This window comes from Streptomyces sp. NPDC032161 (assembly GCF_040636995.1).
In the GTDB taxonomy this organism is placed as follows: Bacteria; Actinomycetota; Actinomycetes; order Streptomycetales; family Streptomycetaceae; genus Streptomyces.
The window spans coordinates 125,974-139,677 of sequence record NZ_JBEZVN010000010.1; the positions used below are offsets into that span (position 1 = coordinate 125,974).

The window sequence follows — 13,704 nt, forward strand, 5'->3', positions numbered from 1 at the left end:
TCCTGCATAGTGCACTTGGTCTGTCCAAGTCAAGGTCTGTCTTTTTCTTTGCACCTCCGGTCGAATGTCGTCACTTGTGACGCGTATCCGCGCGCGGCCCTCATCCAACTCCCAGGCCGCAGCCGCGGACGCCGGGGAGGACTGCATCACGTGAGTACGAAGAGACGGGCGCTGCGCTGCGCAGCGATTGTCGTGGCCATGGCTGCCACGGCCGCCACCGCGTCGGCCTTCGCCACCGCCCAGGCCGACGACCAGAGCTCAGGGGCCCGGAGCACCGTGGTCGACCGCCGCGACCCGGGAACGGGGAAGGGCAACGCGCACGACCTCCAGGGGCCGTTCAGCGAGCAGCAGGACGCTCAGCGTCAGGCCGCCCTGGAGCAGGTCCTGTCGGGCGAGAAGAAGATATCGAAGCGGGACGGCTCCAAGGTCGTCAAGCTCGACAAGAAGAAGTACGTCGAGCTCGGCCGCGAGAAGACCGACAAGATCTTCACGGTCCTCGTCGAGTTCGGCGACCAGGTCGACAACACGACCATGTACGACCCGGACGGCGAGGGCCCCAAGCCCCCCGTCAAGAAGTACGGCGGCGATCCCGGCCCGCTCCACAACTCCATCGCGCAGCCGGACCGCAAGAAGGACAACAGCACGGCCTGGCAGGCCGATTACAACCAGCAGCACTTCCAGGACCTGTACTTCGGCACCGGCACCGGCAAGAACTCGCTGAAGACGTACTACGAGAAGACCTCATCGGGGCGCTACTCCGTCGACGGCCAGGTCTCCGACTGGGTCAAGGTCCCGTACAACGAGGCCCGTTACGGTTCCAACTACTGCGGCGCGTCCAACTGCGCCAACGTCTGGGACATGGTCCGCGACGGCGTGAACGCCTGGGTCGCCGACCAGAAGGCCAAGGGCCGTACCGCGGACCAGATCAAGGCCGACCTGGCGCAGTACGACCAGTGGGACCGCTACGACTACGACGGCGACGGCGACTTCAACGAGCCGGACGGCTACATCGACCACTTCCAGATCGTCCACGCCGGCGAGGACGAGTCCGCGGGCGGCGGCGTGCAGGGCAAGGACGCCGTCTGGGCGCACCGCTGGTACGCGTACGGCACCGACGTCGGTGCGACCGGCCCGTCCTTCAACAAGGCCGGCGGCACCGAGATCGGCGACACCGGCATCTGGGTCGGTGACTACACCGCGCAGCCCGAGAACGGCGGTCTGGGCGTCTTCGCCCACGAGTACGGCCACGACCTGGGCCTGCCCGACCTGTACGACACCACCAACACCGCCGAGAACTCGGTCGGTTTCTGGTCCCTGATGTCGGCGGGCTCCTGGCTCGGCACCGGCAAGAACGAGATCGGTGACCTGCCCGGCGACATGACCGCCTGGGACAAGCTCCAGCTCGGCTGGCTCAACTACGCCGAGGCGAAGGCCGCGACGAACTCCGTCCACAAGCTGGGCGTGTCCGAGTACAACACCAAGGACAAGCAGGCCCTCCTGGTCAAGCTGCCGGACAAGGCCGTCAGCACCGCTGTCACGAAGCCCGCCGAGGGCTCCAAGCAGTGGTGGAGCGACATGGGTGACAACCTGAACAACACCCTGTCCCGCTCCGTCGATCTGACCGGCAGGACCACCGCGTCCCTGGACCTCGCGGGCTGGTGGGACATCGAGCAGGACTACGACTTCCTCTACGCCGAGGTGTCCGAGAACGGCGGTGCCAACTGGACCGCGCTCGACGGCACGGCCGACGGCAAGGCCCTCCCGCGCGACGCCAGCGACAAGCCGGCCCTGACCGGCGTCTCCGACGCGTACAAGAAGCTCTCCTACCCGCTGGACGCCTACGCGGGCAAGAAGATCGACATCCGCTTCCGCTACACCACCGACGGCGGCGCGGGCGGCATCGGCTTCGCGGCCGACACCATCTCCGTCAACGCCGACGGCACCGCGCTGTTCACGGACAACGCCGAGGGCGACGACAACGGCTGGACCGCCAAGGGCTTCTCCCGCGTCGGCGAGTCCTTCACCAAGGACTACGCGCAGTTCTACATCGCGGAGAACCGCCAGTACGTCAGCTACGACCGGACCCTCAAGGTCGGCCCGTACAACTTCGGCTTCTCCCAGACCCGCCCGGACTGGGTCGAGCACTACCCGTACCAGACCGGTCTGCTCGTCTGGCAGTGGGACACCTCCCAGAAGGACAACAACGTCTCCACCCACCCGGGCAAGGGCCTGATCCTTCCGGTCGACGCGCACGCCAAGCCGCTGAAGTGGGCGGACGGTACGGTCATCCGCAACAAGATCCAGCCCTTCGACGCGCCCTTCAGCCGCTACCGGACGGACGCCTTCACGCTGCACAACGCCGACGTGCCGGTGCGGATCCCGTCGCGGCCCGGCATCCCGGCCTTCGACGACCACAAGGGAACCTACTGGTACGCCGAGAACAAGACCGGAAGTGTCCAGGTCACTGACACCAACACCCGGATCTCGATCGTGAGCCAGCCGCGCGACGGCTCGACGATCACCGTCAAGGTTGGGCCTTCGGGGAAGTAGTTTTACAACGCCGCAGGTCAGAGCTTGATCGACCGTCGCCCTCTAGCGGGCGGCGGTCGATCGTGTTTAGGTGCGTCTTGACCACATCCTTATTGACACGACGTCTCACGGGGGAGCGCGGAACATGGCATGCGGAGGGTTCAGCAAGTTGCCGAACGGCAGTGTGGTGGTGGCCATCACCCTGCCCCGGCCCACGGACGGAGCGGGACCGGGCAGCCTGGTCCGGGTCCTGGTGCACGCGGGCAACCGGGCCCGCGCGCTGACCCGGCTGCGCAATCTGGGGCTCCGGGCCGTCTATCTGCGGGGCAACGCCGAGCCGCCCACTCCGGACGAGATCACGGCCGTGCTGCACCACCCGGACGGGATGCTCTGGAGAGCGAGACCGGAGCGCGCCCAGGAGCTCTGGCACCCCATCCGGGCCCTGCTCCGGCCCGCGACGTCCGCCGCGTCGGGCGCACCGGCCCACCGTGCGGCCACGACGGCCCCGGCGTCCGCGACGGGGCGCCTCCCGTGCCTGCCCGCCGCGCCGGTCCGCCGCCCGGCCTGAACGCGGGCGGGGGAGCCCGCGGCTCGTGACGCGCGGGCGGGGCCCGTGACGCGCGGCCGACGGTCTGCGACGCGCGGACGGCGCGAGAGGGGCGTGAGGGGCGGGGCCGTGCCGGTCGGCAGCCGACGGCACACACCACCCCGCCCCGCTACACCGCCGGCTTGCGCACGACCGGCTCGCCGGTCAGCTTCACGCCCGCCCTGCGGAGCTCCTCCAACGCCCGGTCCGTGGTCTCCTCGGCCACTCCGGCGGTGAGGTCGAGCAGCACATGGGTCGTGAAGCCCTCCCGGACCGCGTCCAGCGCCGTCGCCCGTACGCAGTGGTCGGTCGCGATGCCCACCACGTCCACGTCGGTGACGTGGTGGGCGCGCAGCCAGTCGGCCAGCCCGGTGCCGTTCTCGTCGACGCCCTCGAAACCGCTGTACGCCGCCGAGTGGGCGCCCTTGTCGAAGACCGCCTCGATCGCTCCGGAGGCGACCACGGGCGCGAAGTTCGGGTGGAAGCCCACCCCCTCCGTACCGGCGACACAGTGCGCGGGCCAGGAGTGTTCGAAGTCCGGCCGCTCGGCGAAGTGGTCGCCCGGGTCGATGTGGTTGTCGCGGGTGGCCACCACATGGCGGTAGCACGGCTGGGCGTCGCCTATGAGGTCGGTGATGGCGGCGGCCACGTCGGCGCCTCCCGTCACGGCGAGGCTGCCGCCCTCGCAGAAGTCGTTCTGGACGTCCACGACGATCAAGGCGCGGTGCATGGCGGGTGTCCTTCGGTGGGGGTGGGGTGGGAGTGCGGTCGGCGGTCGGGTGGGTGTGCGTTCGAGCCTAGGGACTCGGGAGCGGCCGGGGGAGGGGTGCGGGGCAACCCGTGCGGCGCCCGTGGCCGGGGCGGTGCGCCCCTCCGCCACGGGCACCGCCCCGCTCGTCACACGAATTCGGTCGGGATCACCGGCTCGCCCCGGGAGAGCTGCGTCGCCGACATCGGCAGCCCCGCCCGTGCCGTGATGTGCCGCTCACGCGCCGCGTCCAGCGGTTCGCGGGCGACCACCTCGCCGCCCCTGACCAGCTCGACCAGCAGCTGCCGGTCGGCGAGGTCCGCCGGTACGGGACCGGTGCCGACCACCTCCGCCTCGGCCACCCCGTGCTCGTCCAGCCGACGCGCGGCCCACTTGCGACCACCCGTCGACGACTTCGCACCGAGCGACTTCTTGGCGACCGGGCGCAGTGGCTCCGCGGGGTCGGCCGAGTCGGTCCGGGCGACCAGCTTGTACACCATCGAGCACGTGGGGTGCCCGCTGCCGGTCACCAGCTGCGTGCCCACCCCGTACGCGTCGACCGGTGCCGCGGCCAGCGAGGCGATCGCGTACTCGTCGAGGTCCGACGTCACCACGATCTTCGTCCTTGTGGCGCCCAGCTCGTCCAGCTGCTGCCGCACCCGGTGCGCGACCAGCAGCAGGTCCCCGGAGTCGATCCGTACCGCGCCCAGTCCCGTCCCCGCGACCTCCACCGCCGCGCGGACCGCCTCGGCCACGTCGTACGTGTCGACCAGCAGGGTCGTGTCGCGGCCCAGCGAGTCCACCTGGGCCTGGAAGGCGTCGCGCTCGGTGTCGTGCAGCAGTGTGAAGGCGTGGGCGCTCGTCCCGACGGTCGGGATGTTGTAGCGGAAGCCCGCCGCCAGGTCGGAGGTGGTGTCGAAGCCGCCGACGTAGGCGGCGCGCGCGGAGGCCACCGCGGACAGTTCATGGGTGCGCCGTGCACCCATCTCGATCAGCGCGCGCCCGCCCGACGCCACGGACATCCGGGACGCCGCCGCGGCGATCGCCGAGTCGTGGTTGAGGATCGACAGGATCACCGTCTCCAGCAGCACGCACTCGGCGAACGAACCCTCGACCCGCAGGACCGGCGAGCCGGGGAAGTACACCTCGCCCTCCGGGTAGCCCCAGATGTCACCGCTGAAGCGGTAGTCGGCGAGCCAGGCGAGCGTGGGCCCGTCCACCACGTTCCGCTCGCGCAGGAAGGTGAGTATCTCGTCGTCGAAGTGGAAGTTCTCCACCGCGTCCAGCACCCGCCCGACGCCCGCGACGACGCCGTAGCGCCGCCCCTCGGGCAACCGGCGGGTGAACGCCTCGAAGACCGAGTGCCGGTCCGCCGTGCCGGCCTTCAGCGCGGCCTGCACCATGGTGAGCTCGTACTGGTCGGTGAAGAGCGCGGTCGACGGCACACCGACCCGTCGGCCAAGGTCCGCAGAGTTCATGCTCCGGATGCTACCCCTATTTCGTCAGAGTGACGAGATGTCGGGGTCGTTTGTGCGATGCCCCCTCCCGGGTGGCAGCATGGGAGAGGTGAGCGTCGCCCCCACAGAGATCGAGCGTCCCGAATCGGCCGAGGAGAGCGTTGTCGTCCCCGAGCCCGATGTCCCCTGGGTGACGCTGGTCCACAACGACCCGGTCAATCTCATGAGCTACGTGACCTATGTCTTCCAGGCGTACTTCGGTTACCCCAAGGACAAGGCCCACAAGCTGATGCTGGACGTCCACCACAAAGGCCGTGCCGTCGTCTCCAGCGGCAGCCGCGAGGAGATGGAACGCGATGTCCAGGCCATGCACGGCTACGGGCTGTGGGCCACCCTCACCCAGGACCGCGGATAGTGCCCTCCCCGCGTACAGCACCTTCCGTGCGGGGGCCGTCTCCCGCGCGGACGGCGCATCACGTGCGGGCGGTACCTTCCGTGCGGGGAGTGCCCCTCCAGCGGCCGGTGCCGCCCGCGCGGGCCGTGCCCTTCCGTAGCGCCCGTCCGGCAAGCCCGAGCCCCGCCCCGCCCGAACCACCATCGGAGTAAACACATGGCCGGCCACTTCGAGGCCACCCCCGACGGCGGCGCGGCCGTCGCACTCGACGAGGTGGAGATCGCGATCCTGCGCTCCCTCGCCGTCCAGCTGCTGGAACTCGTCGGTCCCGGCGACGAACCGGCCGAGGGCGCGGACCCGCTCGCCGCCCTCTTCGCCGAGGGCCCCAGCGAACGGCCCGCCGACCCCGCCCTGGCCCGCCTCTTCCCCGACGCGTACGGCGACGACGACAGCGAACTGCGCGCCGCCTCCGCCGAGTTCCGCCGCTTCACCGAGAACGACCTGCGCGCCCGCAAGCGGGACGACGCGCTCGCCGTCGTACGCACCCTCGACGCCCTGACCGTCGGCGGCGACGGCGGCGCCGTGCTCACGCTCTCCGGCGACGAGTGCCGCCACTGGCTCGGCGCCCTCAACGACCTCCGGCTCACCATCGGCACCCGACTGGACGTCTCCGACGAGGACGAGGGCGGGGCCGATTCGCTCTACCGGCTCCCCGACAGCGATCCGCGCAAGCCGATGGTCATGGCCTACCTCTGGCTCGGCGCCCTCCAGGAGACCCTCGTGGAGACGATGACGCCGTAGCGGGCACGCCCTCCCTCTTGTGCCCGTCGGCCGGTCGCCGGGAGCACCGGCGACGCGGCCCCGCGCGTCCCCGTCAACCCCTCGCCGCGCCCCTCGTCACCTGAACGGCCGTCTCCGCGACACCGGGCGTGACCGCCCGTTTCTCCCCGTGGCGCAAGCCGGACAGCCGTCCGGACCACCGCCCGCCCGCCCGTGACGGGCGTTCACGACCGTCCGTACGGCGCCACGCTGTTCCAGAAGGCGTTGTGCGTCCGGCACGCCGCCGCCGGTACTCCGGCAGCACCGGTCTCGGAACCGGAGTCGGACCCGGTACCGGAACCGGAGTCGGTCCATCGGAACCGGGACCCGGTGCGCGATCGCGGCGGCACGGACCGGCGGGGAGAAAGGCGCGGTACATGGCATCGGCGCGGGTGGACGAAGGGCAGGGCGGCCGACCGGTCGCGGTGGTCACGGACGCGGGCCCGACGGGCGAGGGATACCGGCGGACGCTCGGAGCGCGCCAGATCCAGATGATCGCCATCGGCGGAGCCATCGGCACCGGGCTCTTCCTCGGCGCGGGAAAGGCGATCTCCAAGGCGGGACCGAGCCTCGTCCTGGCCTACGTCCTCGCGGGCGGGGTGATCTTCATCATCATGCGTGCCCTCGGTGAACTCCTCATGTACCGCCCGGTCTCCGGCTCCTTCTCGGAGTACGCCCGCGAGTTCGTCGGGCCCTTCGCCGGCTTCGTCACCGGCTGGACCTACTGGCTGTTCTGGGTCGTCACGGGCATCACCGAAGTCACCGCGGCGGCCCAGTACATGACGTACTGGTTCAGCATCCCGCAGTGGGTGTCGGCGCTGGTGTTCACGGTCGTCCTCTACGGCGTGAACCTGATCTCCGTGAAGGTCTTCGGCGAGCTCGAATTCTGGTTCTCCATGGTCAAGGTGACCGCCATCGTCGGCATGATCCTCATCTGCGCGGGCGTCCTCACCCTCGGCTTCTCCGACGCGGGCGACACCGCCTCCGTCACCCATCTCTGGGCGGACGGCGGGTTCTTCCCGAACGGCGTCAAGGGCACCCTGATGACCCTGCAGATCGTGATGTTCGCCTTCCTCGCCGTGGAACTCGTCGGCGTCACCGCGGGCGAGTCCAAGGATCCGAAGACCGTGCTGCCCCGGGCCATCAACACCGTGCCGTGGCGCATCGCCGTCTTCTACGTCGGCGCGCTGGTCATGATCCTCTCCGTGGTGCCCTGGACCGAGTTCCGGCCCGGCGTCCCCCCGTTCGTGGCCGCCTTCGAGCGGATGGGCCTCGGCCTCGGCGCAGGCATCGTCAACTTCGTCGTACTGACCGCGGCCCTCTCCTCCTGCAACTCCGGCATGTACTCCACCGGCCGCATGCTCCGCGACCTCGCGCTCAACGGACAGGGTCCCGCGCGCCTCACCCGGCTCACCCGTAACGGCACCCCGCTCGTCGGCACCACGTTCTCCGCCGCCCTCATGCTCGTCGGCGTCTGGATCAACTACCGGTGGCCCGGCGACGCCTTCACCTACGTCGTCTCCTTCGCCACCATCTCCGGGATGTGGGCCTGGATCATGATCCTCGTCAGCCAGCTCCGCTACCGGCGCCTCGCCGACCGCGGCGCCCTCCCCGAATCCTCCTTCCGGACCCCCGGAGCCCCGTACACCAGCGTCTTCGCGCTGGCCTTCATCGGCCTCGTGGTCGTGATGATGGGCATCGACGAGGACACCAGGATCTCGCTGTACTGCGCCCCGCTCTGGGCGGTCGTCCTCGGCCTCTCGTACCGGACGCTCAGGGGCCGCGCCTCCGTCGGTGCGGCCCGCGGACGCCCGTGATGTCCACGATGCGGGCTCCGTCGTACCGTCCCTCGATACGGCATGGACCGCATGCCTATCCTGGCGCCATGCTGACCATCACCCAGGCGCTCTACGACCAGATCGTCGCGCACGCCCGCGCCGACCATCCCGACGAGGCGTGCGGCGTGGTCGCGGGACCCGTCGGAACCGGCCGTGCCGAGCGGTTCATCCCCATGCTCAACGCCGCCCGCTCGCCCACCTTCTACGAGTTCGACTCGGGCGACCTCCTCAAGCTCTACCGGGAGATGGACGACCGGGACGAGGAGCCGGTGATCATCTACCACTCCCACACCGCGACCGAGGCGTACCCCTCGCGCACCGACGTCACGTACGCCAACGAGCCCGGCGCCCACTACGTCCTCGTCTCCACCGCCGACACCGACGACGCGGGCCCCTTCCAGTTCCGCTCCTACCGCATCGTGAACGGTGAGATCACGGAGGAGGACGTCCAGGTCGTCGAGGCGTACGAACCCGCCTGACCCGGCACTCCGCAGGCTGGACGGGGCCGGTCCCGCCACGGTCCTGTCCACCTGTCGAGCGTCATCCAACCACCAGGTGAGATCACACTCTTATTCGACGACCGGGAATCGATACGATGACCGCATGGTTCCCCATGACGTGAGCGACAAGACGCCGGGCATGCTGCTCGTCGCGCGGCTGCACGTCGACCTGTGCAGGCTCTCCAGCGCGATCTGTACGAACCGCCGGTCCTGCGGCCGCAGGGCCTGAACCGGGGGCTTGCAGTCCGAGGACCCGGTCACGACGCGACGCCCCCGCGCGGGGCTGGAGCCGCGCGCCCCGTGTCACCGCCACACCCCCGCTCCTCCCCGTTCACCGTTCACCATTCTCCGTTCTCCGCTTCCGAGCTTCCGACAGGAGCCCACGCCATGGCCATCGAGGTCCGCATCCCGACCATCCTCCGCACCTACACCGACGGCGCCAAGGCCGTCGAGGGCGACGGAGCGACCCTCGCCGACCTCCTCACGGACCTCGACAGCCGCCACAACGGCATCCGTGAGCGCATCGTCGACGGCGACGAGCTCCGCCGCTTCGTGAACGTGTACCTCAACGACGAGGACGTCCGCTTCCTCGACGGCATCTCCACCAAGCTCAGCGACGGCGACAGCATCACCATCCTCCCGGCCGTCGCCGGAGGGGCCGCCGAGGCGAAGCCCCGTCCGGTCGGGGCGGTGGTCGGGCGACGGGCGGGAATGCGCTGATGCGGTACGACAGCCCGCTCGCCGCGGTAGGCAACACCCCGCTCGTCCGCCTGCCGCGGCTGTCGCCGTCCGAGGACGTCCGGATCTGGGCCAAGCTGGAGGACCGCAACCCCACCGGCTCGATCAAGGACCGCCCGGCCCTCCACATGGTCGAACAGGCCGAGAAGGACGGCAGGTTGACTCCGGGCTGCACCATCCTGGAGCCCACCAGCGGCAACACCGGCATCTCGCTCGCCATGGCGGCCAAGCTCAAGGGCTACCGCATCGTGTGCGTCATGCCGGAGAACACCTCCCAGGAACGGCGCGACCTGCTCGCCATGTGGGGCGCCGAGATCATCTCCTCCCCGGCGGCGGGCGGCTCCAACACCGCCGTGCGCGTCGCCAAGGAACTGGCCGCCGAGCACCCCGACTGGGTCATGCTCTACCAGTACGGCAACCCCGACAACGCGGGCGCCCACTACGCCACCACCGGCCCGGAGATCCTCGCCGACCTCCCGTCCGTCACCCATTTCGTCGCGGGTCTCGGCACCACCGGCACCCTCATGGGCGTCGGCCGCTACCTGCGCGAGCACAAGCCCGACGTCAGCATCGTCGCCGCCGAGCCGCGCTACGACGATCTGGTCTACGGGCTCCGCAACCTCGACGAGGGCTTCGTTCCCGAGCTCTACGACGCCTCGGTCCTCACCACCCGCTTCTCCGTCGGCTCGGCGGACGCGGTCACCCGCACCCGCGAACTCCTCCAGCAGGAGGGCATCTTCGCGGGCGTCTCCACCGGCGCCGCACTCCACGCGGCCATCGGAGTCGGAAAGAAGGCGGTCAAGGCGGGGGAGAGCGCCGACATCGTCTTCGTCGTCGCCGACGGCGGCTGGAAGTATCTGTCGACCGGTGTCTACACGGCCCCGACGACCGAGGCCGCCATCGAAACACTGCACGGCCAGCTCTGGGCATAGGGACCGGACCCGTCCGGGACCGGCACGTCCCGGTCCCGGACGAGCCGGTCGCCGCCTACGAGAAGCTCGCCCGTCCCGGTACCAGCCGGTCGGCCCGATACAAGCCGGTCGTCGGCGCGGTGCCCCCGCACAGCCCGCGGTCGGTCCGGGCCCGCACGGGCCGGCCGTCGGTCCACGGCCCGTCGGTCCGGACCGGTCATCGGTCCCGTCCGGTACGAGCACCAACGCTTCACCCGTCACACGCGCGGCGGGGCGACGCCTCACACCAGCTTCCGCACCCGCTGCCACACCTCCGGGTCGACGACCCCCACCCGGCGTCGGAACACCCGGACGGTGACCTCCCGCAACTCGTCGGTCTCCAGGAAACTCGCCCGCCCCCGCGCGTCCCCCACCGCCCCGGCGGGCAGCGCGATCACGCCCGGCCGGCCCTCGTGGTTCTTGCTGGTGATCTTCGCGACGAGCGCCGAGCCACCCCGGACCCGCAGCACCAGACAGGGCCGGTCCTTCGCCCCCGGCCCGTCCTCGTACGGCACCTCGGCCCACCAGATCTCACCCGGCCGCGGCCCACGCCCCGGCTCCGGCCCACGCCCCGGTCCCGCCGGAGGACGCGTGCGCCCACCCGGACGACCGCCGCTGCGCGCCCCCGCCGGACCACCCGAACGACCGGGCCGCCGCCCGCCGCGACCCCGCCCGTCGGCCACGGCCACCACGAGCGCGAGCAGCACGACGACGCCGAACGCGATCCACCACCAGGACATGCTCATGCCCCGACAGTACCGGCGCCCCGGGCCCTTCCGTCGAACCGGTGACAGCACAGGTGAGTTCCCCCACAACGGACGGCCACGGAGGAGCGACCGGTGGTTTCGCACCTTACGCTCGTCGGACCGCTCAACAGACCGTACGAACCCTCCCCGTTCCCACGTCCCGGAGGTTCACGCTCCATGAAGCTCACCGTCGTCGGCTGCTCCGGCTCGTTCCCCTCCGCGGTCTCACCGTGTTCGAGCTACCTCGTCGAGGCCGACGGCTTCAGGCTGCTCCTCGACATGGGCAACGGCGCCCTCGGAGAGCTGCAGCGCCACATCGGTCTCTACGACCTCGACGCCATCTTCCTGAGCCATCTCCATGCCGATCACTGCATCGACATGTGCGCGTACTTCGTCGTCCGCTACTACCGGTTCGGCGGCCGCCCCGCACCCCTCCCGGTCTACGGTCCCGACGGCACCGAACAACGGCTGACCACGGCCCACGGCGACACCCCGTCCGAGCGGGCGATGGGCGAGGTCTTCGACTTCCACACGCTGAAGCCGGGCTCGTTCGCGATCGGCCCCTTCTCCGTACGCGTCGAGAAGGTCTGCCACCCGGTCGACTCCTACGCCATCCGGATCGAGCACGGCGGCCGTTCGCTCACCTACTCCGGCGACACCGGGACCTGCGAGGCGCTGGACGAGCTCGCCGAAGGAGCCGACCTCTTCCTCTGCGAAGCATCGTTCATCCATGGCAAGGAGAACATTCCGGACCTCCACCTCAACGGCCGCGAGGCGGGCGAGATCGCCGCCCGCGCCGGAGTCGGACGGCTCGTCCTCACCCACATCCCGCCGTGGACCGACGCCGACCGCAACCTGGCCGACGCCCGCGCGGCCTTCGACGGCCCGGCGTCAGTGGCGGCGGCGGGCGCGGTCTACGAGGTCTGACCGCGCCCCGAGACCGCGCCCCGAGACCGCGCCCCGACGGCTGCCGCGCCCAGATGGCCACCGTGCCGCGCCCGCAGCCCGCCTCCGCCGCCTCGCCTCCGCATTTTCCGCTTCGGCGGCTTCGGCAACTTCGCCGCGCCCGCTTCGCTCGGCAACTTCGTCTCGGCTGCTTCGGTCCGGCTACTTCGCCTCGGCCTTGAGGATCTCGGCGAGTTCCTCGTCGGACTCGCGGCCCGGCGTCGGCAGGTTGAACTTGGTGATCGCGAAGCGGAAGACCGCGTAGTAGACCACCGCGGAACAGAGCCCGACCAGCACCAGCAGCCACGGCTTGGTCGCGATTCCCAGGTTCAGCAGGAAGTCGACCGCACCCGCCGAGAAGCCGAAACCGTCCTTCATCCCGAGGCCCCAGGTGAGGGCCATCGAGACACCGGTCAGCACCGCGTGCACCGCGTACAGCACCGGGGCGATGAACATGAACGTGAACTCGATCGGCTCGGTCACACCGGTCACGAACGCGGTGAGCGCGAGGGAGAACATCATGCCGCCGACGACCTTGCGACGCTCCGGACGGGCGCAGTGGACGATCGCGAGGCAGGCCGCGGGAAGGGCGAACATCATGATCGGGAAGAACCCGGTCATGAACTGCCCGGCCGTCGGGTCACCGGCCAGGAAGCGGTTGATGTCGCCGCTCTTGCCGTTGAACTCACCGGCCTGGAACCACGGGAACGAGTTCAGCAGGTGGTGCATGCCGACCGGGATCAGCGCACGGTTGGCGACGCCGAAGATGCCCGCGCCGACCGCGCCGGAACCGACCAGCCACTCACCGAGGTTGTGCAGCCCGGTCCCGAGCACCGGCCAGATGTAGCCGAAGGCGATGCCGATGACCAGGCCCGCGAACGCGGAGAGGATCGGGACCAGGCGGCGACCGCCGAAGAAGCCCGCCCAGGCCGGCAGCTTCGTCCGGTAGAACCGCTGGTAGAGCAGCGCGACCACGAGGCCCATCACCACACCGCCGAGGACCTTCGCGTCCACCGGGGCGTCCGTCATCACGATCTTGCCGTCGACCACCTTCGCAACCTGCGGAAGATTGCTGTCGGTGAAGGTGGCGAGCACCTTCTGGAAGACCAGGTAACCGGTGACGGCCGCGAGCGCGGTCGAGCCGTCCGACTTCTTGGCGAAGCCGATCGCGATGCCGACGGCGAACAGCAGCGCCATGTTGTCGAGGATGGCGTTGCCACCCGCGGCCATGAAACTCGCGATCTTGGTGATGAAGCCGGGGAACGACTCCCTGCCGAGCATGTCGTCGTTGCCGAGGCGGACCAGCAGCGCGGCCGCGGGCAGCACCGCGACCGGAAGCATGAGGCTGCGGCCGATGCGCTGCATGACAGCCATGGCACCGGCGCCCTTCTTTTTGCCTGCCGAGGGCTTCCCGGTGGCCGCGGGGACGGTGTCTGCCGTGGACATCAACTTCC

Annotated in this window: 14 protein-coding genes; 10 read left to right on the forward strand and 4 right to left on the reverse strand. The window is 70.2% G+C overall.

Features of this window, described 5'->3' with window-relative positions:
* Nucleotides 1-150: 150 nt before the first annotated feature.
* Nucleotides 151-2,550 carry an immune inhibitor A domain-containing protein gene (locus tag AB0E67_RS20525; RefSeq protein WP_362028591.1) on the forward strand — a complete coding sequence of 800 codons (2,400 nt, stop codon included), beginning with the start codon at nt 151-153 and terminating at the stop codon, nt 2,548-2,550.
* A gap of 124 nt (nt 2,551-2,674) precedes the next feature.
* Nucleotides 2,675-3,097 carry a hypothetical protein gene (locus AB0E67_RS20530; protein ID WP_362028594.1) on the forward strand — a complete coding sequence of 141 codons (423 nt, stop codon included), beginning with the start codon at nt 2,675-2,677 and terminating at the stop codon, nt 3,095-3,097.
* A gap of 148 nt (nt 3,098-3,245) precedes the next feature.
* On the opposite strand, the gene AB0E67_RS20535 is transcribed toward AB0E67_RS20530, so the two are convergent.
* Both AB0E67_RS20535 and AB0E67_RS20540 read right to left on the reverse strand, forming a co-directional pair.
* Entirely contained in the window at nt 3,246-3,845 is a 600-nt protein-coding gene (locus AB0E67_RS20535; RefSeq protein WP_362028597.1) for an isochorismatase family protein, read from the reverse strand.
* Between the two features lie 167 nt (nt 3,846-4,012).
* On the reverse strand, nt 4,013-5,341 hold the full coding sequence (locus tag AB0E67_RS20540) for a nicotinate phosphoribosyltransferase (RefSeq protein WP_362028600.1): 1,329 nt from the start codon (nt 5,339-5,341) through the stop codon (nt 4,013-4,015).
* A gap of 79 nt (nt 5,342-5,420) precedes the next feature.
* Here AB0E67_RS20540 and clpS point away from each other — a divergent pair, with 79 nt between their 5' ends.
* The 7 genes from clpS to AB0E67_RS20575 all read left to right on the forward strand — a co-directional run bounded on the left by clpS (nt 5,421) and on the right by AB0E67_RS20575 (nt 10,541).
* On the forward strand, nt 5,421-5,735 hold the full coding sequence (gene clpS, locus AB0E67_RS20545) for an ATP-dependent Clp protease adapter ClpS (RefSeq protein ID WP_073783381.1): 315 nt from the start codon (nt 5,421-5,423) through the stop codon (nt 5,733-5,735).
* Nucleotides 5,736-5,930: 195 nt separating this feature from the next.
* The gene (locus tag AB0E67_RS20550; RefSeq protein ID WP_362028603.1) at nt 5,931-6,515 is read left to right on the forward strand and encodes a DUF2017 domain-containing protein; all 585 of its coding nucleotides are present in this window, start codon (nt 5,931-5,933) and stop codon (nt 6,513-6,515) included.
* Between the two features lie 395 nt (nt 6,516-6,910).
* Nucleotides 6,911-8,350 (forward strand): amino acid permease, encoded by a 1,440-nt coding sequence (locus AB0E67_RS20555; protein ID WP_362028606.1) that lies wholly within the window; start codon nt 6,911-6,913, stop codon nt 8,348-8,350.
* 68 nt (nt 8,351-8,418) lie between these two features.
* On the forward strand, nt 8,419-8,850 hold the full coding sequence (locus AB0E67_RS20560) for a M67 family metallopeptidase (RefSeq protein ID WP_362028609.1): 432 nt from the start codon (nt 8,419-8,421) through the stop codon (nt 8,848-8,850).
* A gap of 124 nt (nt 8,851-8,974) precedes the next feature.
* Complete coding sequence (locus tag AB0E67_RS20565) at nt 8,975-9,100, forward strand: putative leader peptide (RefSeq protein ID WP_362028612.1); 126 nt, start codon at nt 8,975-8,977, stop codon at nt 9,098-9,100.
* A 158-nt stretch (nt 9,101-9,258) separates the two neighbouring features.
* Nucleotides 9,259-9,591, forward strand: coding sequence for a MoaD/ThiS family protein (locus tag AB0E67_RS20570; RefSeq protein ID WP_362028615.1), 333 nt, complete (start codon nt 9,259-9,261; stop codon nt 9,589-9,591).
* Nucleotides 9,591-10,541, forward strand: a complete 951-nt coding sequence (locus AB0E67_RS20575; RefSeq protein WP_073783373.1) for a cysteine synthase — start codon at nt 9,591-9,593, stop codon at nt 10,539-10,541. Before AB0E67_RS20570 ends, AB0E67_RS20575 begins: the two co-directional genes overlap by 1 nt.
* 260 nt (nt 10,542-10,801) lie before the next feature.
* On the opposite strand, the gene AB0E67_RS20580 is transcribed toward AB0E67_RS20575, so the two are convergent.
* The gene (locus AB0E67_RS20580; RefSeq protein WP_362028618.1) at nt 10,802-11,305 is read right to left on the reverse strand and encodes a type II toxin-antitoxin system PemK/MazF family toxin; all 504 of its coding nucleotides are present in this window, start codon (nt 11,303-11,305) and stop codon (nt 10,802-10,804) included.
* 177 nt (nt 11,306-11,482) lie between these two features.
* Between AB0E67_RS20580 and AB0E67_RS20585 the strand changes: the two genes are divergently transcribed.
* Nucleotides 11,483-12,232: an MBL fold metallo-hydrolase gene (locus AB0E67_RS20585; RefSeq protein WP_362028620.1), complete on the forward strand. Its 750-nt coding sequence runs from the start codon at nt 11,483-11,485 to the stop codon at nt 12,230-12,232.
* A gap of 180 nt (nt 12,233-12,412) precedes the next feature.
* On the opposite strand, the gene AB0E67_RS20590 is transcribed toward AB0E67_RS20585, so the two are convergent.
* Entirely contained in the window at nt 12,413-13,696 is a 1,284-nt protein-coding gene (locus tag AB0E67_RS20590) for a PTS transporter subunit EIIC (RefSeq protein WP_362028623.1), read from the reverse strand.
* Nucleotides 13,697-13,704: the final 8 nt, after the last annotated feature.